At 63.3% G+C, this 24,647-nt stretch carries 27 protein-coding genes and 1 pseudogene; 2 read left to right on the top strand and 26 right to left on the bottom strand.

The genetic code is table 11. The features are described from left to right. Positions 1-2: 2 nt before the first annotated feature. The 24 genes and pseudogenes from MLD63_RS11220 to MLD63_RS11110 all read right to left on the bottom strand — a co-directional run bounded on the left by MLD63_RS11220 (position 3) and on the right by MLD63_RS11110 (position 21,544). On the bottom strand, positions 3-284 hold the full coding sequence (locus MLD63_RS11220) for a VirB3 family type IV secretion system protein (RefSeq protein WP_255330010.1): 282 nt from the start codon (positions 282-284) through the stop codon (positions 3-5). Next, entirely contained in the window at positions 284-616 is a 333-nt protein-coding gene (locus MLD63_RS11215; RefSeq protein ID WP_439957655.1) for a TrbC/VirB2 family type IV secretion system protein, read from the bottom strand. Before MLD63_RS11215 ends, MLD63_RS11220 begins: the two co-directional genes overlap by 1 nt. Further along, the gene (trbB, locus tag MLD63_RS11210; RefSeq protein WP_439957667.1) at positions 613-1,545 is read right to left on the bottom strand and encodes a P-type conjugative transfer ATPase TrbB; all 933 of its coding nucleotides are present in this window, start codon (positions 1,543-1,545) and stop codon (positions 613-615) included. Before trbB ends, MLD63_RS11215 begins: the two co-directional genes overlap by 4 nt. Before the next feature lie 452 nt (positions 1,546-1,997). Further along, complete coding sequence (locus MLD63_RS11205; RefSeq protein ID WP_255330008.1) at positions 1,998-3,881, bottom strand: UvrD-helicase domain-containing protein; 1,884 nt, start codon at positions 3,879-3,881, stop codon at positions 1,998-2,000. 2 nt (positions 3,882-3,883) lie between these two features. Further along, a complete protein-coding gene (locus MLD63_RS11200) occupies positions 3,884-5,851 on the bottom strand; it encodes an ATP-dependent nuclease (RefSeq protein ID WP_255330007.1) in 1,968 nt (655 codons plus the stop codon). A gap of 166 nt (positions 5,852-6,017) precedes the next feature. Then, on the bottom strand, positions 6,018-6,662 hold the full coding sequence (locus MLD63_RS11195; RefSeq protein ID WP_255330006.1) for a hypothetical protein: 645 nt from the start codon (positions 6,660-6,662) through the stop codon (positions 6,018-6,020). Between the two features lie 23 nt (positions 6,663-6,685). Continuing rightward, positions 6,686-9,649: an N-6 DNA methylase gene (locus MLD63_RS11190; RefSeq protein WP_255330005.1), complete on the bottom strand. Its 2,964-nt coding sequence runs from the start codon at positions 9,647-9,649 to the stop codon at positions 6,686-6,688. Next, entirely contained in the window at positions 9,646-10,116 is a 471-nt protein-coding gene (locus MLD63_RS11185; RefSeq protein WP_255330004.1) for a hypothetical protein, read from the bottom strand. Before MLD63_RS11185 ends, MLD63_RS11190 begins: the two co-directional genes overlap by 4 nt. A 313-nt stretch (positions 10,117-10,429) precedes the next feature. Then, entirely contained in the window at positions 10,430-10,864 is a 435-nt protein-coding gene (locus MLD63_RS11180) for a ribbon-helix-helix domain-containing protein (RefSeq protein WP_255330003.1), read from the bottom strand. A 14-nt stretch (positions 10,865-10,878) separates the two neighbouring features. Then, positions 10,879-12,867: a conjugal transfer protein TraG gene (locus MLD63_RS11175; protein WP_255330002.1), complete on the bottom strand. Its 1,989-nt coding sequence runs from the start codon at positions 12,865-12,867 to the stop codon at positions 10,879-10,881. A gap of 186 nt (positions 12,868-13,053) precedes the next feature. Continuing rightward, positions 13,054-14,286 (bottom strand): DUF3363 domain-containing protein, encoded by a 1,233-nt coding sequence (locus MLD63_RS11170; RefSeq protein WP_255330454.1) that lies wholly within the window; start codon positions 14,284-14,286, stop codon positions 13,054-13,056. 815 nt (positions 14,287-15,101) lie between these two features. Continuing rightward, on the bottom strand, positions 15,102-15,422 hold the full coding sequence (locus MLD63_RS11165) for a hypothetical protein (RefSeq protein WP_255330001.1): 321 nt from the start codon (positions 15,420-15,422) through the stop codon (positions 15,102-15,104). Continuing rightward, positions 15,419-16,129: a lytic transglycosylase domain-containing protein gene (locus MLD63_RS11160; RefSeq protein WP_255330000.1), complete on the bottom strand. Its 711-nt coding sequence runs from the start codon at positions 16,127-16,129 to the stop codon at positions 15,419-15,421. Before MLD63_RS11160 ends, MLD63_RS11165 begins: the two co-directional genes overlap by 4 nt. A gap of 4 nt (positions 16,130-16,133) precedes the next feature. Further along, the gene (locus tag MLD63_RS11155) at positions 16,134-16,526 is read right to left on the bottom strand and encodes a DUF736 domain-containing protein (RefSeq protein ID WP_439957654.1); all 393 of its coding nucleotides are present in this window, start codon (positions 16,524-16,526) and stop codon (positions 16,134-16,136) included. Next, positions 16,505-17,050: a S26 family signal peptidase gene (locus MLD63_RS11150; RefSeq protein WP_255329999.1), complete on the bottom strand. Its 546-nt coding sequence runs from the start codon at positions 17,048-17,050 to the stop codon at positions 16,505-16,507. Before MLD63_RS11150 ends, MLD63_RS11155 begins: the two co-directional genes overlap by 22 nt. Continuing rightward, positions 17,047-17,565 carry a DUF2840 domain-containing protein gene (locus MLD63_RS11145; protein WP_255329998.1) on the bottom strand — a complete coding sequence of 173 codons (519 nt, stop codon included), beginning with the start codon at positions 17,563-17,565 and terminating at the stop codon, positions 17,047-17,049. Before MLD63_RS11145 ends, MLD63_RS11150 begins: the two co-directional genes overlap by 4 nt. After that, a complete protein-coding gene (locus tag MLD63_RS11140; protein WP_255329997.1) occupies positions 17,562-17,819 on the bottom strand; it encodes a hypothetical protein in 258 nt (85 codons plus the stop codon). Before MLD63_RS11140 ends, MLD63_RS11145 begins: the two co-directional genes overlap by 4 nt. Then, positions 17,816-18,469, bottom strand: a complete 654-nt coding sequence (parA, locus tag MLD63_RS11135) for a ParA family partition ATPase (protein WP_255329996.1) — start codon at positions 18,467-18,469, stop codon at positions 17,816-17,818. Before parA ends, MLD63_RS11140 begins: the two co-directional genes overlap by 4 nt. Continuing rightward, positions 18,466-19,611 carry a replication initiator protein A gene (locus MLD63_RS11130; protein ID WP_255329995.1) on the bottom strand — a complete coding sequence of 382 codons (1,146 nt, stop codon included), beginning with the start codon at positions 19,609-19,611 and terminating at the stop codon, positions 18,466-18,468. The genes parA and MLD63_RS11130 overlap by 4 nt, the downstream gene beginning before the upstream one ends. A gap of 19 nt (positions 19,612-19,630) precedes the next feature. Continuing rightward, a complete protein-coding gene (locus MLD63_RS11125; protein WP_255329994.1) occupies positions 19,631-19,912 on the bottom strand; it encodes a helix-turn-helix transcriptional regulator in 282 nt (93 codons plus the stop codon). Positions 19,913-20,047: 135 nt separating this feature from the next. Next, entirely contained in the window at positions 20,048-20,650 is a 603-nt protein-coding gene (locus MLD63_RS11120; protein ID WP_255329993.1) for a DUF2285 domain-containing protein, read from the bottom strand. 25 nt (positions 20,651-20,675) lie between these two features. Then, a pseudogene (locus MLD63_RS17975) lies at positions 20,676-20,813 on the bottom strand (transcriptional regulator domain-containing protein); the annotation flags it as partial. Between the two features lie 128 nt (positions 20,814-20,941). Then, positions 20,942-21,277, bottom strand: coding sequence for a DNA -binding domain-containing protein (locus MLD63_RS11115; RefSeq protein WP_439957652.1), 336 nt, complete (start codon positions 21,275-21,277; stop codon positions 20,942-20,944). Then, positions 21,278-21,544 carry a helix-turn-helix domain-containing protein gene (locus MLD63_RS11110; protein WP_255329992.1) on the bottom strand — a complete coding sequence of 89 codons (267 nt, stop codon included), beginning with the start codon at positions 21,542-21,544 and terminating at the stop codon, positions 21,278-21,280. A gap of 320 nt (positions 21,545-21,864) precedes the next feature. On the opposite strand from MLD63_RS11110, the gene MLD63_RS11105 reads away from it, so the two are divergent. Next, positions 21,865-22,185: a helix-turn-helix domain-containing protein gene (locus MLD63_RS11105; protein WP_255329991.1), complete on the top strand. Its 321-nt coding sequence runs from the start codon at positions 21,865-21,867 to the stop codon at positions 22,183-22,185. Further along, positions 22,163-23,404 (top strand): type II toxin-antitoxin system HipA family toxin, encoded by a 1,242-nt coding sequence (locus MLD63_RS11100; RefSeq protein WP_255329990.1) that lies wholly within the window; start codon positions 22,163-22,165, stop codon positions 23,402-23,404. The genes MLD63_RS11105 and MLD63_RS11100 overlap by 23 nt, the downstream gene beginning before the upstream one ends. Positions 23,405-23,497: 93 nt before the next feature. Here MLD63_RS11100 and MLD63_RS11095 read toward each other — a convergent pair whose 3' ends face one another. After that, the gene (locus MLD63_RS11095) at positions 23,498-23,824 is read right to left on the bottom strand and encodes a DUF736 domain-containing protein (protein ID WP_255329989.1); all 327 of its coding nucleotides are present in this window, start codon (positions 23,822-23,824) and stop codon (positions 23,498-23,500) included. A 727-nt stretch (positions 23,825-24,551) separates the two neighbouring features. Beyond that, a partial coding sequence (locus tag MLD63_RS11090; protein WP_255330451.1) for an ATP-binding protein occupies positions 24,552-24,647 on the bottom strand: 96 nt, incomplete at its 5' end.

The following is a 24,647-nucleotide window of genomic DNA, read 5'->3' as shown; positions in this document are numbered from 1 at the left end:
CCTCACACTGAAAGATGACCGGGGATGCGCAGATGCCTGCGCCCGACCTCGACGAAGAGCGGATCGCGTTTCGCCGCCCAGACCGCGAGGAAATGCCCGACCGCCCAGATGGCGAGACCGACCAGCCAGAGACGCAGGCCGAGGCCCACGGCCCCGGCCAGCGTGCCATTGACGATAGCGATGGAGCGCGGAGCGCCGCCGAGCAGAATATGCTCGGTCAACGCCCGGTGGACCGGAACGGAAAATCCCGGCACCGCGTCGAGTTGTTCAAAGCCGCCTGCCATCAGACGAGCGCCCCGCCGCCGAACGAGAAAAACGACAGGAAGAAGCTCGACGCCGCGAAGGCGATGGACAGACCGAAGACGATCTGGATCAGCTTGCGGAAGCCGCCGCCTGTATCGCCGAAGGCCAGTGCAAGGCCGGTGGAAATAATGACGATGACGGCGATGATCTTGGCAACCGGCCCTTCGATCGACTGAAGGATGCTCTGGAGCGGCGCTTCCCACGGCATGGACGATCCTGAAGCGTGCGCGGCCGGGGCGAGCATCAGGCTGATGGAAACGGCGGTAGCGGCGGTTGCCATGAAGCGGCAGCCGCGCGAAATCGTGCGGTTCATGAAGGATCTCCTTTCGAGGTGGTTGCGGGGGTGATGGCGTAGTCGCCGTCGTGACCGAGCCCATCGACGCGGGCGAGTTCGACGAGACGGCGGGCAGATCCGCGTCCGGCGAGGACAGCAACAAGGCCGATCGTCTCGGCGATCAGGGCGCGCGGCACCGTGATAACGGCTTCCTGGATGAGCTGTTCGAGGCGGCGCAGCGCGCCGATGCCGGAACCGGCATGGATGGTGCCGATCCCGCCGGGATGCCCGGTGCCCCAGGCTTTGAGCAGGTCGAGGGCTTCGGGGCCGCGCACTTCGCCGATGGGGATTCGGTCGGGGCGCAGGCGCAGTGAGGAGCGGACCAGATCGGAAAGCGTCGCCACGCCATCTTTCGTCCGCATGGCGACAAGGTTCGGCGCGGCGCATTGCAGTTCGCGTGTGTCTTCGATGATCACGACGCGATCCGTGGTTTTCGCGACCTCTGCCAGCAGCGCATTGGTCAGCGTGGTCTTGCCGGTCGAAGTCCCGCCCGCGACAAGAATATTGGCCCGGGTGGCGACGTTCAGGCGCAGCACATCAGCCTGAAAGCTGGTCATGATTCCGGCTGTCACATAATCGTCGAGCGTGAAGACGGCGACGGCGGGCTTGCGGATGGCAAAGGTTGGAGCAGCGACCACCGGCGGCAACAGTCCTTCGAACCGTTCGCCGGTCTCGGGCAGCTCGGCCGAGACACGCGGGCTACGGGCATGAACCTCCACCCCGACATGATGGGCGACCAGCCGGACGATCCGCTCGCCATCGGCAGCAGACAATCGCTCCCCCGTATCGGCCAGACCTTCGGAGAGCCGGTCGACCCAGATGCGGCCATCCGGGTTTAGCATCACCTCGACCACGCCGGGATCTTCCAGAAACCAGGCAATGGACGCCCCGAGCGCGGTGCGCAGCATCCGCGCGCCACGGGCAAGCGTCTCGTGCTTCTGATGTGATGCGGTCATGGCGGCCCCGTTTATGACGGAGCGCGCAAAAGACGGACCCCGGATCGGGGTCGATTAAAAGAACCGGATTTGGGGCTGTTTCAACAGATGTTTATGCGCGTGCGGGCATCGGCGGCGGACGGCGGTAAATCGGAGGGTTATGTTTTCAATTGGCTGGAAACCGGACTGGCGGGTTTCGGGCATCCACGCCGCGGAAGCTGCCTTTCGTCGAGGCAACGAGCTTGGCGTCAAAGCGCCCCCTTTTCGGTCATTCGGACCGGTCACCGTGCAATCTGAAACCGGCCATTTGTTGACCCGGACTTACTTGTTTCCGAGGGCTTGCCCAAGTGTGCGATTACCTTTCTCCCATCCGTCAACTGCCGGGGTATTGGTGTCTCCGGTATTCTGTGACAATCACTGCGCCCTCATATCGCGATTTCCGGGATGCCCGCATCAGTAAGAAGCTGATAGAGCTCAGCTACATTGTTTCGCTGTCCGCGTTGCCGGCAGAAGGCGAAGATGGCGCGTTGTTTCGCCCGCGAGAGGGCGACGAAAAATGCGGCGACGCCTTCGGGGTCGCCAGGGGTGTGGGCCCACCAAGCCTGGTCGTCGAGGCCAACGAAGATGATGGTGTCGTATTCGAGCCCCTTGCTCTTATGGACGGTCATCATCGGAATTTGATTGCCCCCCTCGAACGCATCTAGGCAGGCCGTCCAGTTCGAGGCACCATCGGCGGAAGCGAAGAAGTGGAGGCAAAAAGCTTCAAGGATGATCTGAAGCAGATCGCCATCGCCATATTCGGCATAGGTTCGGGCGATCGCGCCGAGATCCAGATACTCGAAAACCCGTCTGACGAAATCGACAGCGCTTTGCCGCGACGGGGCGCTGGTTGCCATGTGGGTGCGCAAGGTGGTGAGAAATGCGCTGAGTTCCGCCTCGACCTTAGCCGCGCGCGCGTCATCGTCTTGCCCGGTAGCGCGCAGCGCCAGGACAGAAGACGAGACCAGCTGCCATGCGGCCGGCGCGCGGCGTGTCGCGCCCAGGCGGAAGATCGCAATCGCGAGCCGGCTTAAGTCATCGGAAAGCAAATCCTGAAGCGAGGTTTTGCCGAGGGTATGGCTCTCGTTACGGATCCGCAGTCCGTGGGCGGCGAAGGCTCCAGCGAGTTCGTGCTCATAATCATCAGATTTCTGCTTCACGAGGAGCACATAGTCGCGCGGCGCTCGGCCGCGGATGGCCATGTCGTTTGCGATCCATTGCGCCAGGTGGGTGGCTTCCGCCGCCTTGGTCTGGCTGGACCAGACCTGAGCCACGTCGCCATCGACCTGGCGCGCGGTCTGAGCGACCGTTGGGACGGTGTTCGGATCCAGAGCGCGCGCGACAACGTGCTGGATAGCGACCAAGTCGGGCGAGGAACGGAAGTTGAAGAGGAGGGGGAAGCGGGCTCCCCCGAAATCAGCCTGCAGCCGCTGAAAGGCGTCCCGGCGCGCGCCAGCGAAGACCATGATCCGCTGCTTGTCGTCACCGACGCCGGTGATGACGGTCTGTCCGCCAAAGAAGGCCGACAGCAGGAAGTCGTATTGCGCGTAGGTCGTGTCCTGGAATTCATCGACGAAAACGAAGGGATACGTGGCGACAAGCGCCCGACGGATGTGGGGATTGGCCCGGAGCAGCAGCTCTGCGAGCCGGTTGATGCCGACGAAGGTAAGTGCAGAGGGCTGACCTGGCCGTAGTTGCGTTGCCCACCAGCGGGCGATGGTGAACTCGGCGGCGTTCTGGGGCGCGATAGGTCCCATGGGCAGGCGATAGCTGCCGACGATCTTGGGTTCAAAGTCGCTCGCGCTGTAGCCGGCGATTTCCGCCTGCCATTCCGGCGGCGCACTGAGCCGGGCGAGCGTGAGGAAGTCTTCTATCGTCTTGCGCTTTGGGAAGGAGATTTCGTATGGCCGGGTCGGGCGCCAGTCGGCGGGGATGGCGTTGAGAAAGCGATCGACCAGGCTCTTGGTGAAGGCGTCGAAGGTGAGCGACACGAACCGGTTCGTGAACTCTGGCGGGCACCGCTGGCGAACGCGCGACGCGAGATTGTTGGCTGCATCTGTTTTCAACGAAATCGCCAGCACGCGGTGCGGGGCTCGGCAAAGACCCGTCTCAAGCAGATAGTCGGCGCGTTGGGCCAGAAACTCGGTCTTGCCGGCACCGGGGCCAGCGACCACACACGCCGAGCCGGCGTGGCGCAGGGCATTCCACGCCGCCGGTTCGAGATCGCTAATGCCGCTGGGGCGCCAGTCCTCTGGCCGAATAAGGCGCATGGTCAGACACCCGCGTGAGGCGGCGGGGTAAGACGAGCGACAATTGAGGTCAGGAGTGCGCGCAGTTCTTTGGGAGCGGCGGCGGCGAGGGCAGCCGGGTCTTGAGCACTCAACACCCGAACGTGGGTGCTGGGCTTACCGCGCCCCAGGAATAGATACCGATACCAGCGCATCGAAACGTCGTGGTCGGCAGCGTAAAGGTGAGGCAGACCGTCGTCACCGAGAACCGCCGTGCGCGGCTCCCCTGCCGGCGAGGGCCCCTGGCGACCGGGTTCGACGATCTGATAGGCGAGCGGTAGAGCCTTCAGCATCGAATAGTCGAGGTCGAGGGGCGTGCAGAAGAAGACATTGAATTGGCGCAGCCAATTCATCCAGTTTGTGATATTCGCAATGTCCTCGATCGGCAGAGCATCGAAAGCCGCCAGATTGGCGGCTGGCCCTTGGGGGTTAAGATGCTGTCCGAAGATGGCCTGTGGCGTGACGTTGTTTGCGAGCAGTTGCGTGCAGGCCGTTTTGATGCGTCCCCACCCACCCCCAGAACGGCCCCAGTCGAGATCCAGCAGGGTGGCGTAGGGGATGTCGAGATCAGTCAGCAGTCGCCAGAGGTGGTTCACATGCCGACCGCCCAGCGGAACGACCGCGACAAAGGATCGATCAATGTCGAGCCCCATCGCCTCGGCGAGACGGGGAAGAACGACCTCCTCGGACGCGCCTTCACCCAACACGACGAAGCGCGCGAAATAGAGTTCGGGATAGGTCCGCACGGCCTCGCGAATAAATTTCGATGCCTCTTCCGCGCCGACGGGGAGGGTGATCGGGCGGATGCGGGCCGTTCGATCGTGCGGATCGAGCCGGAAGTGCCGGACCTGGGCCGGATCCACCCGGGCGAGGATGCTTGGCGAATGGCTGGAGACAACGGCCTGCGCCTGCGACGACTTCGTCAGGTCCTGTATCTGCCGGACGATGCGAGAGAGATAGAAGGGAGCGAGATTGTTCTCGGGCTCTTCGATCGCGATGAGCGTGAGCGCCGGTAACGTCACGCCGCCAGCCTGGAAACCTGCCCCAGCAGGATCGGCGACGATCCCGGCTTCAACGTCCAGTGTCGCCGCGGTCATCGCCAAATGGAAGAGCGACCTCTGGCCGTCGCTCAGGTCATCGAGGGCTCGCTCCCGGCCGACCTCGTCGGGGCGGAAGACCACCTCTACCTTCCGGATGAAATGCTCAAAACGCAGATCGAGCGGGCGGAAGACCGGCGTCGTGTCGGTCCCGGCTGTGTAAACTTCCTGCCACCGCTGCGTCACCGCTGCGGCAATCACATCGACGGCTGGCTCCCCGGCGAATGCGCCGTTCAAGGCGGTGCCAGCGTTTGTAAACGTGTCGCGGACTCCCTGCGACCAGTTGATAGCGCGCCACAGCCTGCCGCGCAGAAAGGCCGTCACCTGGGAGGCGCCGTCCCGTGTCGCCGGCACGTAGATCATTTGGATCCGCGCCCGGTCGGCCGCTTTCAACTCGGTGCAATCAGCGTCGGTGAACGCCCCGAAAGTCCGGACCGCCCAGTATTTCTGCTCAATCGCACCATCGAGCGAACCGTCATCGGCCCAAGTCGCTTCGAGACGCAGGCGGCATTTCAGCTTGCCCGCCTCATCAGCGGCCATCTGGTGGAAGAATTCCGGAATTGCCGCGCCGCCGGCGCCGTCGGCGTCCAGTTCCGGAAAGGCAATGATTGCCTCTAGGACGAAGTTTCGCTGGAGCGGCGCGACAAGCTCGGTGGAAGGGACATGGAAATCTTGGCGCCGTAGGCGTCGCTGATCGCCGGTCACGCCGAAGAGGCGCTGCAGGGCCTGCATCAGGGCCGTCTTCCCCGCACCGTTGACGCCGACAAACGTGGTGAGACCGGAGGTGAGGTCGACGCTTGTCGCTTCAGGTCCGAAGCAGCGGAAATTCGTCAGACTGAGCCGCTCAATAAACATGTTTCCGCCTCCCCTCATCGGCGGCTCATCGCGTCAAGCTTCCCTTGATCAGCCGCCGCCCCCTTCCATGATCTCGTTACCTATAATTCATGAATCAGTATAAATCGCGCTTGGGACAAAACTTCTGATAAAATCGCAATCGATTGGCGATAGCCAAGACTACGACTTAGGATCCGGCGGTGAGCCCAAGCAAAGCGTGGTGTATCGCGATGGCTGGTCGCTCAACCGTTCTGGCATGTTCGGATCGCCAGAACGCCGGATGTGCGACGACTGGAGAAAGCACGATCTGTTCGTCGGCCCGCTTCACGCGCCCCAAATACGCGTTTACGCCCGCCGCTGCCGACTGCGCATCGCCGCCGAGCAGATACCCCGCCATGAAGCCGGAGGCATGGTTTTCGGCGTATTTGCCCGAACGGAACCGATCGACGCCTTCGACCACATACTCCCGGCAAAGGTAGGTGTCGCTTCCATCCAGGCGCTTGCACTCGATGATCGCGTGAGGATCGTGCTCAGCGTAGCGCAGGAAAACCTCCACGATATATAGGGGAATGTCTGTTCGACCGTCGGGTGTCATGACATCGGGGGTGGAGCGCGACTCCATGCCAAGCGCCACGATGAAGGACTTGCCCCACGCCAGCGTTCCGGACGTCAGAGCCTGGCGCATACCGTCTCGCAGCCGCTCGGTCATGACGACCTCGCCTTCTAAGGCCGTCTCCCCGTCTATGGCCGCCAAAGCCCAGCCTTCCCGCACCGTCACCAGGATCGCGGCGACCACATCATCGGCTAGGGCGATATATTCGCGCCCGACCACGCCTTGGGACTCATGGGGGATCCTCAATGTCGGCGGCCCGCAAAGCTCTCGGCGATCACCGCGTCTGCGTCCTCCAGCGCTACGCTCTCCAGCCAGTGGCGACGAGCCGCGGGCTTGATGATCACGACCTCGTTGCGGCCATGGACCCGTAGTTCGCGCTGACCGGTGAGTGCGCTGGCGAGAGGCACCTTCATTCGGTCCTCAAGCCGTCCGAACACCGCCGCGAGACTTCCGTCGGGCGAGACGATCTCGACCTCCGGGGCCTTGGCGCCGTCCTCCAGGACGAACCGGACGATCCGCATCGCATCCGTGCCACGCAGGTCGAACACTTCCGCACGAACGCTGCGCTGGCGACGGGCCGCAAGCCATCGGTCCAGCACCGCCGAGAACGTTCGGGCATAGGCCGCGACACCCTCGTGCGCGCCCGCCGGGGTCATGGAGTCGGAAAGGCCCGCGCTCCATTGCCAGCCCGCCTTCAGGAGCCCGTCTCGCACCACTATCCGGTCGTCGGCGTCGAGGCCGTAAAGGTCGAAGACGGCGTCGTCCAGCGCAACCCAGTCGGCTGGCGTCGGGGCCTGGGATCGGAATTGCTTCTCAAGCGCGTAGATATCTCGACCGGCATCAGAACCAGCAATCAGGGTGAGATCCGGCGTGGGCAGTAGCGCCACGTCCTGTCGGAAGAGCCGCCGTTTGTAGAGGCCGAACTCTCCGGCGGTCATGAGAAAGAACCAAGCCGCCAAGGCCGAGCCCAAGACTCCGGCGAGGATATGCGCCGCTTCGCGGTGCGACGGAGGGAAGGGCGCGCCGAAGAAGGCTTCGGAGAAGACGAGGTCGCGATCGGCGACCGCAGTCAATGGCCTCGGCTCCCCGGGCAGAAACTCCTTCACCAGCAGCAGGGGTGCCTTGTAGAGCGCCCGATCGCGCGGCCACTGCGCGGCCGTTAACCCGAACGAGGGGAGATCGTCGGGCACCGCAAAGGGCTGCAGGTCGTCCTTCTGCAGATAGTCGAGAGCAGCCAGGGAAGCCGCGTCGCGGTTCCGATTCTCGGGTTTGCCGAGGATGAGGCCGTCGCCCAGGACGGTTCCAAGATCCCGCAGCCGATCGCCAAGTGGCCGATGCCCGTCGGTGAGATCGTCAACAAGGCGCAGGTCCCTGCGTCGGCCGAAAGCCGCTGTCTTGAGGCGGGTCGGCCGGGCTTCCCAGTCGTCCAGCGAAAGACGGACGATATCGCTGGGCGCGATTTCGAAGGTGTGGGAACGCGGCCCGGCGGGCGACCACGGCACCTGGACGATGGTCAGGGTCTCGGTTGGCTGGGGCCGATGCCGAGCGAACAGGACTACGGCCGGCATGGCTGCGCCCTCGAACAGCCAGGATCGCAAGTTCGACAGATTGACGAGCGTCACCGGGCCCAGGGCTCGGACCACGTGGCGCGCCGCCGCTGCGCCGGTCTTACTGGCGCTGAAGAAAGGGGTGGCGCTCAGGACCATGCCAAACCGCGTTTGCGCGTTCGCGAATTTCTCTGCCCGCATCAGGAAGTCGAGACCCACGCCGCGCGGTTGGGCGGGAAGGGTCTGCCCGCCCTTGCGGCGGTCGGCCGTGCCGGCCTTGCCCTTGAAGCTCCAGGGCGGGTTGCCGACGATGATGTCGAATGATTTTAGGCCGTCCTCTTCGAGGAGATGTTCGGTCCCGGCCTCTGTCTGCTCAATGGTTCGGGCGTCGCCCACGAACAGGGTCCGGCCGATCAGCGGGTCGAATGTCAGCCCTTCCGGAGGCTGCGGATCGGGGTCGAGCTCCAAGGCCGCCAAATAGAGGCTAAAAGCGGCGACGCGGATGGCAGCTTCGCTGATGTCGACCCCGTAGATCTGGGTGTAGAGCGCCTTGCGGATAGCCGCCCTCGTCATCGGCGTCCTCAGGCCCTTTAGATGGATCAACCGCCGAAACGCCTCGACAAGAAAGACGCCGGATCCGCACGTCAGGTCGAGCACGGTCTGCTCGCCGTCGAGGCCGCCCATGACCTCATCAAGGATCAGGGAGACCACAGGCAGGCGGGTGTAGTAGACGCCTGCGCGAGTGGCCTCCGTCGATCGAGCGCGTCCCGCCACGGGCGCGGCGCCGGAATGGGCGAACTGTTCGTAGATCGAGCTGATCAGCTCTACCGGGATGACGTCGAACTGATACGGAAAGAAGGTGGTCTGGCCGCTGACCGGATCGACGGCGTCCAGAAAGTTCGCGACCCGAGAGAGATGCGCAGGCGCGGGCGGCGCCGCCGACGAGGGCGGAAACATGTCACCGTTGAAGGTCTTGGACAGCCATTTGAACAGCTGGCTGGTGGCTTGCCGGTCGCGGAGCGCGGCCGACAGACGCGTCGTCCCGCACAGGCTGTGCAGCCGTTCGGCGGTGATGATGTCGCGATCAAGCAGATACTGGGTGAAGATCGCCCGGCCGATCAGCGCCTGAGCCTCGTCCCGGACGAGTTTCGCCGACACCAGGTCCCGTTCCAGTACGGCGAGATCCGAGAGCAGTTGCTGGTCAACCGCGGTCTTGCGATCCACCTGTTTCGTCTTGGTCCAGAACTGCCCGGTCTCCATGGCGAAACGGCCGGCGAGCGCGTCGAGCTCCTCAAGTCCGGATGCGATCGTAAGGAAGGTTGCGAGACGGTTCTGGGCCGGATCGGCCTCCGGCCGGGGGCGACCGAAGCCATTATAGAGATCGATGCGATCCGGCGACACAATCCAGAGTAGGGGCGCGAACCCCTCATTCCAGATCTCCTGACGCCAAGCGGCCAAATCCGCGTCGGCCGGCGGGCTCGAAGTGAACTTGAAATAGACCGTCAGAGAGGACTGGCCACGCCACAGAGCGTCGGGCGTGAAGGATCGGCCTCGCCGGCCCAAGCGAGCTTCCTCACCCAGCAGAACGCCCGGCGCGGCTTCGCCGTCGGCCATGTAGCCGGTCGCTGACAGGATTTGACGAAGCGCCGCTTCAGTCATCGGCCCGCCTTCACCATCTGGTGCGCGAACGGTAACGCCGCCTGAAGCGACGCGGGCGCGAGCGGCATCACTCTCTGGCTCAAATCGTGGATAAGCTGAGCGCAGGGGACGACGAAGGTTGGGTCCTTAAGTGGCTTGGCTCCAAGGTCCGCGCGGGGCACCAAGCGGGCTGTCTGAGCGTCAATCAGAGCGACCGAGCCCTCAAGCTCAGAGGGACGGGTTTCTGACAGGGCGTGAAACAGCGCGTCCATACTGTCACCGATATCGCTGATGCGAACGTGGAAGTCGCCGGTGATCCGCCGCGTGATCGCCAGTCCGAGAATATCTGCGAAGGTAAAACGGGCCGCTTTGCCCGGCTTGGCGGCGAGATAGCTCACTGCCTTGCGCCATGCACGCACCTCGCCCGGCGAGACGCCGGCGAGATCGCGCGCTTGCTCCTGGGTAAATTGAATTGTTTGCAGCGACATGGATACTTGTCGCAGGCGACAGGAAAATGCGCAAGAGCTAACGCGCAGAACCGCAGACCATTAATCGAATGCCTCGCACTTGAGCAATCCATCGGGGAAGTGCGCCTAGGGGCACCACGTCGTGAGCGGACCAGCAACTTTGCCTGATGGCCCGGGCTCAGAACGGCAGCTTACCGACGGGCGTTTTCCAGGAACCGGACAGTCCGGGCACGGCCCCGGCTCTGTCGTTTGGCGGAACTGAACGAGCGGCAGGTTTCGGGCGGCAACGGAAGCACTCCTAGCGGCGACAATGGGGTCGGGAGAAGACGCAGCTTTATTCACCTTCGCCAAGCCGCAGTCCGCCCGGCATCTCGCGCGAGATTTCCTTCAGGAACCTGTCGCCGGTAGCAAGACGCTTGCCGAGGGTCTGCATGAAGCCCTCAAATCGCTCATTACCCTTGAGCCGCGCCGACTGTTTCACGCTGTCTGGCAACGGCGGCGTTATGGTCAGCCAGAATTGCACGAACAGCGAAAGCGTTTCGCCGAGGATGGCGACATCGTCGTCCAGCATGTCGAACTGACGCCCAAGCCTGTCGAGACGGCGCGACATGGCGGCTTCCAGCCGCTCGGTCGTGTCACCAGACAGAAAAGACGCCACCGCGGCCTCGATCACTGCGGATTTAGAGACATTGCGGCGTAGTGCCAGGGCCTCGACCTGTTTCAGCAGATCGGGCGCGAAATAGACATTCATGCGGGTGCGGGTGGTCATGGCTATCTCCCATCTCAAAGCTCGATGCCGTCGTTGGGGTCGAGTGACGCTTGCCGCGCCACCATGCGCATCCGCTGACGCATGGCTATGGCTTTGCCAGCATCGACGTCTGGCTCATCATCGAGGATGTCGAACTCCTGCGATGGGGATGGCGGTAGCGGAACGATTTCCTCGTGTTCGGGCAGTTCCGGCTCACGGCGGATATCGGCATTGGCGGGATCGCCATCGACTGCGTCCACACCCGAACCGCTGGTATTAGCCGCGGGGACGATGCGGCTCGTCCAGTCATCCGACGTCGGCATGGCAATATTCGTCGGCTGCTTGCGCAGATCTGGCGGCGGCAGCACCCGCTCCTGAAACCGCGCATCGGTATAGTAGCGCGCCTTCGCGGCACGGATCGGCGGCACGCCCGCGACCATGACGATCTCATCGATGGGCGGTAGCTGCATGATTTCGCCCGGCGTCAGCAGCGGCCGCGCTGTTTCCTGTCGCGAGACCATCAGGTGCCCGAGCCAGGGCGCAAGGCGATGACCGGCATAGTTGGTGGAATCGCGCATTTCGGTCGCCGTGCCGAGCGCATCGCTGATCCGTTTGGCCGTGCGTTCATCGTTTGCGGCAAAGGCAACGCGCACATGGCAATTGTCGAGGATGGCGTTGTTCTGACCATAGGCGCGCTCGATCTGGTTGAGCGATTGCGCGATCAGGAACGCTTTCAGTCCATAGCCGGCCATGAAAGCCAAAGCCGATTCAAAGAAATCCAGCCGCCCGAGCGCCGGAAACTCGTCCAGCATCAACAGGAGGCGATGTCGTTTGCCGGCAGTTTCCAGTTCCTCGGTCAGCCGCCGCCCGACCTGGTTGAGGATCAGACGGATCAGTGGCTTTGTGCGGTTGATGTCGGATGGCGGTACGACGAGGTAGAGGCTGACAGGCTCTTCGGCCCCGACCAGATCGGCAATGCGCCAGTCGCAGCGTTCTGTCACGCGGGCCACGACCGGATCTCGGTATAGACCGAGAAAGGACATGGCGGTCGACAGCACGCCGGATCGTTCGTTCTCGCTCTTGTTGAGCAGTTCGCGCGCCGACGAGGCGATAACCGGATGCACCCCAGCCTCGCCCAGATGCGGCGTATCCATCATGGCGCGCAAGGTTGCCTCTACCGGACGGCGCGGATCGGACAGGAAGCTCGCAACTCCCGCCAGTGTCTTGTCCTTCTCGGCATAAAGGACATGCAGGATCGCGCCGACCAGCAGCGAATGGCTGGTCTTTTCCCAGTGGTTGCGCTTGTCGAGACTACCCTCGGGATCGACCAGGATGTCCGCGATGTTCTGCACATCACGGACTTCCCATTCGCCCTGCCGCACCTCCAGCAGCGGGTTGTAAGCTGCGGAATGAACATTGGTCGGATCGAAGAGCAGCACCCGGCTGTGCAGAGACCGGAAGCCGGCCGTCAGATTCCAGTTCTCGCCCTTGATGTCATGGATGATGCAGCTCCCCGGCCAGGTCAGCAGTGTCGGCACGACGAGGCCGACACCCTTGCCCGATCGGGTGGGAGCGAAGCAAAGCACATGCTCTGGCCCGTCATGGCGCAAATACTCTTTGCTGTGACAGCCCAGTACAACGCCATCGGGGCCGAGCAGACCGGCGGCGTGGACTTCCTTATCTTCTGCCCATCGCGCCGACCCGTAGGTGGCGACATTGCGCGCTTCCCGCGCCCGAATGATCGACATGAAGAAGGCGGCGGCGATGGCGATCATCGCCCCGGATGTGGCGATGATCGCGCCCTCGGTGAAAATGCCGGGCGCATATGCGTCGAAGGAAAACCACCACCAGAAGAAGGCTGGGGGATAATAGACTGGCCATCCCGCGACATCGAACCACGGATTGCCGAGCTGGGGCTGAAAACCGAGACGGAAGGCGACCCATTGCGTCGCGGCCCAGACCATCACCATGACGATGGTGAACACGACGATGATCTGGCCCCAGAGTATTCGACCTCCACGCATACAGGCTCCAATCGGCAAGAGAGATGGAGCCGATCAGAGAATGGGCGGTTACGCGAGTGGCAACAGGAAAGGCCGAGCCGAAGCGCTGTTGGATACTATCGGCGGCAAATCGGATGGGTCAGTTCAAAGGCGGTTCTCCCTCCGGCCTAGCCAGAACAATTTACGCAGCCCAAGGCCAGTCAAGGATCAGACCCCCAATCCTCGCTGCCGTCCTAACTGCCAGGATACCGATTGGCCCTGCACGACGCCCATCACCTCGCGGCCGAGCTGGCGGTCGATGACCGGTCGCCACGGGACGAGGGTAAACTCATGGCTCTTTTCGACCACGGCGAATTTGCCGCTGGATAGCTGCGCGGTCCCCGTGAACTTGCCGCTGACATTCTCGCCATCGGCAGCCGCCCGGAACGGCACCCCCTTGCTCTCGGCCATCTCGGCTCCCACCCGCGCCACCTCGCGTTTCCGTAGATTGGCGAGGAGATTGCGACGATACAGGATGTGGCCTTCGCGGCTTCGGGTGGCATCGCCTTGTTCGATGTGATGTTCACGGCGCTTATCCATCGCCTCGCGCACCTGTTGTCCGAACCCTGCCGGGGTGATGTCAGAGGCATCCGGCGTCACCAGCCGCCGATCAAGCCAGGTCGCGCCATCGGCACCAATCTGCTTTTCCAGATCAACCGTCGAGACGACACGGATGCTGGCCAGCCGGTTGCAACCAGCATCATAGGTCGCGGCACGGCTCTCAAAGTCCTCGGGGATGCGCCATAGATCGGCGTCGATCCGCTCGACGATCCCGGCGCGACGCAGCGCCTCCAGCCGCCGGACATGGGAATCCACATAGCCTTCATAATCCCCGCCCGGCACGCGCCCCTCGAACCTGGCCTGTTCGAGATGACGGCTCGGCCGATAGAGGCCGTCTTCGGCGATGGTCGCTATGGTGCGATCAGACGGGCGCCCTGCCGTATCGGCGGGACCAACCTCGATGATGCTGCCGATCCGGGCGTTCTCGGCGCGCGCCGGGTCGATGCCGGGAACATGATGCGTGCGCCCGTCGATTCCGTCCACCACCAGGGTAAGGTTCTCGCTCATCTCATCGGTGAGATATTTGTCCACGACGCGACCTGTGATCGGGGCGGTCGGCGCGGCGTCGTGAAGCTGGAATGTCATCGGGTCACGCTCCAGCCCATCGGCCTTCAGCGCCTTGTGCATGTTGCGGATGATGTCACCGCGTTCGCCCAGTTCGCGCAGCGCCGGTTCCATCCTCGCACCGAGTTCCCAGACGCCGGGCGCATGCTCGGTGGCGAGCCCCATCGTTTCCAGTTTGGCGAGACGGCGCAGGCGCAGGAGCCGATTGAACTGCCGACGGGTGTCGTCCGGTTCATGGCGGAGATCGAGGAAGCGTTCGTCTGCCTCCTCCGTCATCGCCCGGTCGATGCGGGTGAAACGGTCCTGGTCGATCTCGGCCGACAGCATGCGGGACTGCTCGATCTCGGTGACAGGGCCAAGCTCCAGCGTGGTCAGCTCGCTCGCCCGCTCGCGGATACCGTTGGCGAGATAATCGCCATTGATGACGAGATCGGCGCCCTTATCGTCATGGCCATTGACGATGACATGCACATGGGGCTGGCCGGTGTTGTAGTGATTGACCGCCACCCAATCGAGCCGGGTGCCAAGATCAGCCTCAATGCGGTTCATCAGATCGCGGGTGTGTTCGGTCAGATCGGTGAGATCCACGCCATCCTCGGGCGAGACGATGAACCGGAACTGGTGGCGATCATCCTTGCCGCGATCAAGGAAAGCATCGCCATCGGCGCGATCGTCGGTGGCGGAATAGAGTTGGCCGCGTTCGCCATCGCGGGATGTCCCATCACGCTGGATATAGCGCAGATGCGCGGCGGCTTTGCCGTTCTTTCCGGCCTGCTGAATATAGCGGGTTTTGACGACGATGCGGCGCACTCCTGCCGTACTGTGACGCCATCCACCCGACAGGCTGCGGGCGCGAACAAAGGACGCGCCGCGCCCCCGCTTGATGCCAGGCCTACCGGCACCTGCTGACGCCTTCCCACTCTTTCCGACCTTGCCGGAGCCGGGGCGGGACGAATATCTGGAATGGGCGTTGCCCTGCTGGCGAGCGAGCTTTTTTGCCTGCGTCAGGAAGCTCTTGGCCTTGCCCGCCTTCGGCGTGTCGGATCGGATGCGACCGGGCTTCGGGCGGAAGCGGTTCTCATCATCGGCGCTCATGGCCGCAATCCGAGCCCAATTTGCCGAAAATCGGCCATTTCACCCCCGTAGTGCCGGTCAAAACCCAGCAAAGCCAAAGGATTGCGAACAATCGCGGCACGCGATGCCCAAAGTCGTGGTGCCGCCTGCGGCCCCGCTAACCAGTGTGCAGACAACAAGAATTTCCCGAACTGGCGCGATGGAGTGCCATGTTCTTTTATCTTGCCCTCCGCCCTTCCTTGCCTTTTTGCCCTTCCTGCCGGGAATGCAGCCAGGCGCAAACTCGTCTGACTGCACACCGGAACCGGACTGAATGAGCGCGAGAACGCCATACTCATGGCGCATCTCCGTCGCTCGCTCTGGCCACGAAAATGTTGCCGCCCTGCGGCACCGCATGGAGGGGATCGCGCATCGGAACGGTCGCGCGGGCGTCGCTGGTTGGCGGGCTGGTCGCATTCGCATTGCCGCCGGACTGTGCGACGAAGAGCGGAGCTTCGCGCCAGTCCGGTGGTGGGGGCGGCACAGTCGTCGGCACATCGGGCGCAGCCGCGCCGCCGAGAAGCGGCGCGAGCGTGGCGATATAGGCACGCGTCTCGGCGGGCAGGACCCGGCTTGTCGTGAGATGCTCGTCATAGCGACCGGGACCGGCATTGTAGGCGGCGAGCATCGCCGCCACATTGCCATAGCGGTCCCACATCTCGCGCAGGTAAGCTGTACCCGCAAGGATGTTGTTGCGGGGATCATAAGGATCGCGGCCGAGCCCATGGCGGATGCGCAAGCCCGCCCATGTATCGGGCATCACCTGCATCAATCCCATCGCGCCCGCCGGCGACACGGCGCGCACATCGTCCGCGCTTTCCACGCGCAGGACGGCACGAATCCAGTGCTCTGGAATGCCGAAGCGCTGTGACGCCTCGGCAATGAACGCAGCATGCGGATGCGCAGAAATAGACGCGGGTTGCGGCGTCATCTGAGCAATGGCGTGCGTCACGCCGCTGCCAAGCGACAGCAAGGCCGTGAAGAGAAGAAGGGCATGGGGTCGCATGATCTCAATCCCGATCTTCGCGCGGTCGTGGACGGGTCCAGTGCAGCGACCAGGAAGTGCCCGCATCGTCGTCGCGGAACAGATTGGCGCGGATCGGCTGCGACAAGGCGGGATCGTCGAGCAGCACCGAAAGATATTCGCCGGCCTTCTCGCCGGTGCGTGTCCAAGCCGCGCCAACCTCCGGACCATCGGCATCACCGTGATGAACGCGGTAGGCTGGCGCGTTTTCGGCATCCGAATGTTCCGCAGGAACAATGGTAAGTTCCCGGGAAAGCGTGAGGGTGTGAACGCGCCCGGTAAATCCGGTTTCATCGCGCGTGAACTGTCCGATCTGTGGCATGACAAGTCTCCTGTGGTTGATGATTAGGGGTGGGTTCAGTGCGTGGCCGCGCGCCATTGGTAGCGGCCATCGCCTTCCTCATCGGTCCAGAGCGGCAGCGCTCGGCCAATGACGGAACTGGCGGGAACGGGTCCGAAGTAGCGGCCATCCAGACTGTCGCGGACTTGCCCATTCATGAGGAAGAGTTCGCCGTCGCGGATGATGCGGCAGCCCTGCCAGACCGGCAGATCGCGGCCCATACGGTCGCGCTCCAGCGCGTCGCCCATTTCCACGTTATCGACGGTGATGGTCGCGCCGCTGCGGCAGACGCGTTGTTCCGGCAGACCGAGAACGCGCTTCAGGAGCGGCACCCCGCGACCGATATAGCCGCGCTCGACCATGAATTTCTCCAGCGGTTCGGGCGGCATGAGGGCGATCAGTTCGGGCACTTCGAGCGCGTCGGCGGTCTCGACGGTGTAGAAGCCGATGGGCGCACTGGCGGTGGCGTTCCAGATCAACCGGGTCGGCAGATCGGCGACAGCCGTGGCGACAAGAGTGCCGACCGCCAGCGTCGCCACAGCGAAGATAGGGCGGCGGCTCATGGCGCGATCCTCCGGCGACCGATCCAAGCTGCATGGCGCTCCGGGGTGTAGGGGTTTGGCTCTTGACCCGCGCTCAGGCGGTTATGGACGTGCCGCCAGTAATCCGGCGATGCGTCAGCGGGATCGACGCTGAGTGCCTCCACTGCGTCGATCACGGCCAGCGCCCGCTGCACTTGTCGCCAGCCATCGATCCGCAACAGGATCTCGCCGCCGGGGCGAACGAAGGGAACTGTCTGGAATGGTTCGCCGCGTCCGATGGCGCGCAGGATGTCGAGACGCGAAACGATGGTGCCGTAGTCGTTGGAGGCCCAACGGACAAAGGCGAAGATGCTCTCGGGTGCGAAGCCGACGATGCTGCGGCGGCGGTCGATGATCTGTTCGTAGCTCTTGCGGCCGAAACGTATCCAGTGTTCCACCTTCTGCTTCTGGAAGGTCAGTTCGATCAATGTGGTGAAGGGCGCTGGCCCGTCCGGGTGCGGACGGCCATGTGCAGGACGCGCTGCCATGCCGGTCATGGCTGATTTCCTTCGGTGGGTGGAAACTCGCGATCGAGCAGTAGTCCGCGGAGCATGACGGCGACGGTGATGCCGCGCCGGAAGGCGGCGACGTTGATACGCCCGCGCAGCTCGGGGGTGATGTCGATGGTCAGGCGCGCGGTGAATGCCGCGCCGGCGCCTTTGCCGGTTGGCGGCGCATCCGCTGCCCTGATCCAGCTATCGGGATCGCCCGGACGCGATAGGAAACGGGCCTTGGCGGGAGGACGTGTCATGCCCGTGCCCTCCCGATTTCGATCCCGTCGATCTCGGCCGCAAGCTCCGCAATCTCGTGCATGGCGCGCTCCCCGCCATCACTCTCGGAAACGAGCCGTCCGGTTTGCGCGCTCTCAGCGAAAGTCACGCGCTGGCCGATGGTGGTGGAGAGCAAGGGCGGATCGTGATCGGCCATGGTCTCGGCCGTCAGCCTAGCGATAACGGTGCGCGCGCCGCAGCGGTTGAGGACGAAGCGTGCGGCCAACTCGGGCCGGTAGATCCGCGCCTCCTTCACCAGCGCCAGCATCTCTGCCGAAGCCCAGCCGTCGAAAGGCGATGGTTGGACCGGGATCAGCACCAGATCGGCGGCAAGCAGCGCGGAGCGCATGAGACCCGCGACGCGAGGTGGCCCGTCGATGACGATGTGATCCGCATCACGCGCCAGTTCAGGCGCTTCGCGATGCAGCGTGTCGCGAGCAAGGCCGAGGACGCTGAATAGCCTCGGCAGCCCTTCATGGCTGCGCCGCTGCGACCAGTCGAGCGCGGAGCCTTGCGGATCGGCGTCGATCAGTATGACGCGCTTTCCCTGCGCGGCCCAGGCCCCGGCGAGATGCAGCGCCAGCGTGGTTTTGCCCACGCCGCCCTTCTGATTGAGGAGCGCGACGATCATCTCCGCCCTCCCGACTTGCCAAGAGGAAGTTCGGGCGTGTTTTTTGGCGCGAGTGATTCTTGCTCCGCGGGTGTCAGATTGCCTTTGCGTGCGCCCACTCTGAGGGCAGCGCCGGCCCTCGCGATGAGCTTTTCCACATCCCGCTGACGCTCTTCAAAGTTAGATTCTGTGTTAGACTCCAAGTTAAGGGCGCGATTTTCGCTTTTGTTACCGGAGGATAGAGGCCGTTTCGGTTCCCGATAGCACGAGCCACCGGTTCCTGATGGCACGATAGTGCGGGTTCCCGATAGCACGAGACTAACCACAGGTTTTCCACAGGCGGGAACAGGCTCGAAAGCAAGCAACATCCGGCCTCCGATTTCGACCTCGGCGAACAGGGTGTAACCGGGCAGCGGCTGGCGGCGGATAATGTCCCGCAGCTCGAACGCGAAGCGCTTGAACGGCGACAGACTTCCCGATTTCTGGTGCAGGTGGCGGAAATCGAACCGCCAGCCGCTTTTCTGTCGTCCGCCATGCTTGCGCACGAGACGATAAAGCCAGCGATCGAGCCCGCCGGTCAGGTCGAAATAAGCCCGGTCGATGGTCAGGATCAGCGCTTCGTCCAGGGCGGCGCTGTAGAACCAGTCGGGCACGATCATCTCGATGCCGTCCGGACGGCCATTGGCATCGGTCCGTTCACGCCATTCGTTGATCCAGGAAAAGCGATGCCGCCGTCCGTTGGCGGGCTGGCGGATCGAGGTTGCGACCGTGGTCGATTGCAGCCGGTCGAGCGCCGCCTTCAGCCGCTGATAGTCCCGCTGCGAGGTGCCGCGCCCCGTGAATGTGAGGATCTCATAGGGTGTTGCGGCCATCAGGCGCGAAGTGCGCAGGCCTGCGTCTCGCGCCTCGACAATCTGGCTCGCGGCCCAGATCAGAATATCGGCATCCCAGATTGTCGCCATGCCGTGATCGGGAACAGCTTCCACGCGGATCGAGACGTTGCCCGCGGCAAAATCAATCGGGCGGATGCGGTGTGATTTGGAAAGGGAGAAAAAGGGGTATGCCATGAGATCCTGTGCGTCTCGTGGCGCGAATTCACCGGGAAGCGCCCGAAACAGATCGAGTTGTCCGCGTTCCGAGGCGGATCGGTGCTGTGCTGCCATGAGGGGACTGCAGCTACGTTCAGCGCGTAACGCGCTTGGGCGAGGTGAACGGTGTCACCGGCAGAGGTTTTGCCGGAAGAACCTCTCCACGCGGATCGGACGTGGAGGTAACCGCTCCGCGCGCAACCCAGGCTGCCAGGTCCTCGACCGAATAGACGACGCGGCCGCCGAGCTTGTGATAGGCAGGCCCCGTTCCGTAGGTCCTGTGTTTTTCCAGCGTGCGCGCGGACAGGCTGAGGAAGTCGGCGGCTTCCTTGGTGCGCAGGTAGCGTGGCGGCAAGGCGGCGAGATCGGGTCGCATGGGGCGGGCCTCCGTGGTTGTGCAGGATGCCGCTGACGATCAGCGGCGTGTCATGCGCATGGTGGCGAAGGAGCGCCGGCATGGGGGATGAGGAAGATCGAAGGGGTGAAATCCTCACCCCTTCTGGCCGCGACGTCAGGGTTTGCGACGACGGCGCAAAAGGTCTTGATAGCCGCCATCGATGAGCGCGGCGGCGGATCGGACAAGGGCGATGACAGATGCCCGCAAGGCCGATGTCTTCCACGGCTCGGCGCGAACGCGGTCCTCTCCGTAGATCGCGATGGCAATCTCGCGATAGGTAGCCTGATCGGCGTTGCCGTCTGCGGCTTGCATCATCAGGCGGAAGCGTCGGCGCTGATACGGCGTCATCCTGGGGTCTCGGCGCACCGGTTTCGCGGCCAGCATGTGCCAGAGTCTGAGAATGGCTTCGAGCCGGTCCGGCAGATCGTCGTCAAGCGGCAGGATGATCGCGGGCTGGGCATCAGCATCGGTGTCGGCGAGGATCAGATATTGAACGCCATCCCCGGCGTGGCATGTGCCATATGCTCCCTCTGGCCCGCAGATGACATCAACAAGATCGAGGGATAACGCGGCCGGCGAAGGGGTGAGAAAATCGGGGGTGGCGCCAAGCATCAGCACGGCCGGATTGGAAAGCGGCGACCAGATGACCGGTTGTTCGAGCACGGAATGTTTGGGATCTGCCGGGAAATCGCAACCCCCAGCGACGCTGGGCATCATCCGAAAGGGGAAGATGTCCGGCGTCTTGCGTTACAAGATCATCGAAGCTGGCTTGATAGGCAGCGTTACGGCGTAAGCATTCCCACGCGACGCCCTCAACGGGCAGCGCATCGTAGAATTCATATTGGCTCTGGTCTCGCCAGCGGGATGTATCCGGCTTCATTGCTCCGCTCCTGGTTGAAATTGCACAGGTGGAGCGTGAAAGGATTGCGGCGTTCCTATATGGAAGGAAGCCAGATAGGGGGCATAGAGTGATGCCCTATGGGCATCACTCTGGCGTCAGCGCCGAGGTCAGTCGCGATCCGTCGGGCGATGGAGCAACTGACGATAGCCGCTCTGCGTCATCCAGCGCGCCCGCGCCAGATGACTGTCATGGATCTGCCTGGCGCGCTCGGGTTCTTGATCAGGGTCGATACCGAACAGCACATTAACGGCTTCAGTCCATTCCGCGCCATCGTCGGCGGCATCGAGTAGCCGCATATAAAGCTTGATATGCACGCGATCATACTCGGTGAGCTCGTCGCTAACGGGCGCAATGTTGTCGAAGGAGGCGGCCTCGGATGTCATGCCAAGGGCCGACACAGAACGCATGCCGCGGCCGCAGATCGATGATGGCGCCTGCGCCAATCAACCGTCGTGGATCTGTCGGTGTCTCTTCTCGTCTTGGCCATGAACCAGCAACACTCCTTGCCCGCGATCCGTGGACAAGAGAACAATCCCTGCTGCTTCAAGCGCCCGGCGTACCTGATCCCGCGTTGTCTCATACACCTCGAGCCGGCTCTCGGACTCAAGGCGCTTCAGGGCAGTCAGCGATATTCGGGCCTTGTCAGCGAGCGTCTCCTGCGTCCAACCCAGTAACGCGCGTGCGGCCCGCGACTGTCGAGCGGTGATCATGCATGATCACCTCCCATCGCGACCGGTGCGCATTCCAGAACTACGACTATTGTAGTCGTCCATGTCCAATACGCCACATGAATTCGTCGAATCTGGCCAGAAGGTTATTTGCACGAGGCAACACGCGGGCCGCCTGATTCGTTTGCATGTCCGGGTGCGGCACTTTTTAAGGGCTTCGGCGCTGATCAGCCGCCGAATGATCCCTAAACGATCCACTGCTAGTGATAATGATATGTTTGAAGATCACACTCTTGGCATTTTCCATAGAGCATGATACGTGTCCAGATCAATGTCGTAGAAATGATCTGCAAAGGCATCACATGAAGGTGGAAGCAGAAGCTTTGGGAGCGATCGGCGACCATTTTCGCCGCGCCCGGCTGGCGGCCCGACTGACGCAGGAGCAGGTAGCGGATCTCTCCGGTATTTCGCGGCCGCGCTACCGCGACATCGAGACGGGTGCGGCGGCAGCGCGGGCCACAACCTTGATCAATATTGCCCGAGCGCTCGGTCTGGAAATGATGCTCGTTCCCCAGGCGATGGTGCCCACCATCGAAGCGCTCTTACACCCAGAGACCGAGGATGATCGCCCCGCCTTCAGCCCACAACCGGAGAGCGACGATGATAGCCGCCCACACCGCTGAATCCATCCCGTCACTGGACGTGTTCCTGAACAGTGTGCGGATTGGCACGATCGTCAGAACACCAGGTGACTTCAACGCTTTCAGCCTTGACCCGGCGTACCGCGCCACAGGAGGTCACCCGGTCCTGAGCTTGTCGTTGCGTGCCGCTACGGGGGGCCTGCGCAAAGACCCGCGCCCGGTCGCAGGCGCGTTGCCGCCGTTCTTTGCCAATCTCCTGCCCGAAGATCGGCTGCGAGAGGCGATGGAAAAGCACCACGCCGCCCATGTTCGGCCGGGGAATGATTTCGATCTCCTCGCGGCTCTTGGCGCGGATCTGCCGGGCGCAGTGCGGGTTCTGCCCAGTGACGGCCAACCGGGTGCCCGGGCGGCAGCGTCTCCGGCCAAGCCGAAAGCGCGCTTTTCGCTGGCGGGCGTGCAGATGAAGCTCTCGGTGATGAAGAACACCGGCAAGGGTGGCGGGCTGACCTTGCCGCTCGGTGATGGCGAAGGGCAGTATATCGCCAAGTTCCCGTCCACGGCCTTTCCGGGTGTGTCGGAGAACGAGTTCGCGAACCTTGCGCTTGCCGAAGCGATTGGCATGGAAGTGCCCGAGCGGGAGCTGGTCGGTCGCGACCAGTTCGAGGGCATTCCCGAAGAGTTCGAGACGCTCGCCGAAGGGTTGGTCCTGCTGGTTCGGCGCTTCGATCGTGGAACCGATGGAGAGCGCATCCATATCGAAGATTTCGCGCAGGTCTTCGGCCTGTACCCGGCGCGCAAATATGACGGAGCAGCCTCTCACGACATCGCATCGGTGCTGAACGTGGCGATCTCGCCCTTTGCCGCACTAGAGTTTGTCCGGCGGCTGACCTTCTCGGTGGTCATGGGCAATGGCGACATGCACCTCAAGAACTGGTCACTGATCTATCCGGGCGATGGCGACACGCCCGCCCTTGCGCCGATCTACGACATGCTTTCGACCGTGCCCTATATTCCGGCCGATGGGTTGGCGCTGTCCCTCGGTGGCGAGCGGGCATTCAAGGGGCTGACGTCGGCCCGCTGGAAGACGTTTGCCAACCGGGCACGGCTTCCCGAGCCGGCCGTCCTCAAAGCCGTCGCCGAGACGGTAAAGCGCATCGATGCGCGGTGGTGGACCCTGCCAGAACGCGAGTCCGTGCCGCCTGCCGTGCTGGAGCGGATCGACGCCCATGTGAAAGCCATGCTTCCGATCCTGGCCGGCTGAGCCGATTTTGCCTAGGCAAATGCCGTGGGCGAACTGGTCTTTCCGCCAGACATGGGAAGGCCCCGGCCTTGCGACCGGGGCCTTGTGCCCGTGTCAGTCGCTGCGGCGACCGTTGGGGCGGGACCAGATGAGCGAGTGGCACTCGCCATCCTCGTCGTCGAAGAGGTTGGCGTAGATCGGGGCGTTGAAGCTCGGATCGTCCAGCTTGAGGCCCAGATACTCGCGGCCCTCGTTCGAGCGCTTGGACCAGGCGGCACCGATCTCGGCGCGGCCGACCAGGACCCGGTGGCTGGGGGCGTTGTCGCCGGTGGTGCGCAGTTCGGGAACGATGCGCACGCCTTTGGCCTGGACGCTGAGGGTGACGATTTCGCCGGTGAATTCGTTCGAGCCGGTCTTCTTGAAGGTGCCGATGGTTGCCATTTTAAGTCTCCGTTTTCCGTTTCCGAGCCCGCACCATTGCGGCCTCGATGGCGATCGACCGGCCGAAGACGACAGATGGCGCACCCCCGCTTGCCGGGGTCTGGACAGCACAGGAGAAACTTTCTTGGCGCGCGAGGAATGGCGGCTCTGCCGTCAGGGGAAGAAAGTTGTGACGACGCTGTTGCGCTAAAGCGGTCGAAGCGCTTGCGCTGAACTTCGGCCAGATCAGGCCATTGAAGAGGCCGTTTGGAGCGGTTGAGACACGGAGACTGAACGGAGACGTGGCGACCTTGAGGCTCGATCAGGATGACCAGACCGGCAACACCGGCATATAAGCCCTGCGTTTCAGGCCATGCGCATCCTTCTTCCCGGCCCATCCCACCGGCATCGCCCCAGCCGGTTTCCGGTCAATCCGCGAATGCTGGCGCTGACCGTCCTGCGCTACTGCGATGGGTCGCGAGTATCTGTGCCTCACGCTGATCCGGGGCTTACCCGCTGCCTCCCGCCATCTTCCTGACGAGAACAACCGATGGCCCACATCCGCTTCCGGTCCCGCATCCTCGGATTACTGCCATTCAGGTGCGTACAAGGTTTCCGTCCGCAGACTGTCAATCGGCATCCAACCGGGACCCCTGATCGGCGTGCAAATGGGACCCCTCTGTCGTGACGGGAGCTGGCCCGTGACGGCGTAGCTTTTCAGATTGCGCAGCGGTCGCGGGCCAGCGGTTCAGGCTCGCGTTTTGAAGCGCCAGCTTTCGTTCCCGGTCTCGACGATGTCGCAGTGGTGGGTGAGCCGGTCGAGAAGCGCGCTGGTCATCTTGGC

The organism is Paracoccus albicereus (assembly GCF_024359525.1).
Classification (GTDB): Bacteria; Pseudomonadota; Alphaproteobacteria; order Rhodobacterales; family Rhodobacteraceae; genus Paracoccus; species Paracoccus albicereus.
The sequence above is the reverse complement of the archived record's forward strand: the minus strand, read 5'-3'. Positions and strand labels throughout refer to the sequence as shown.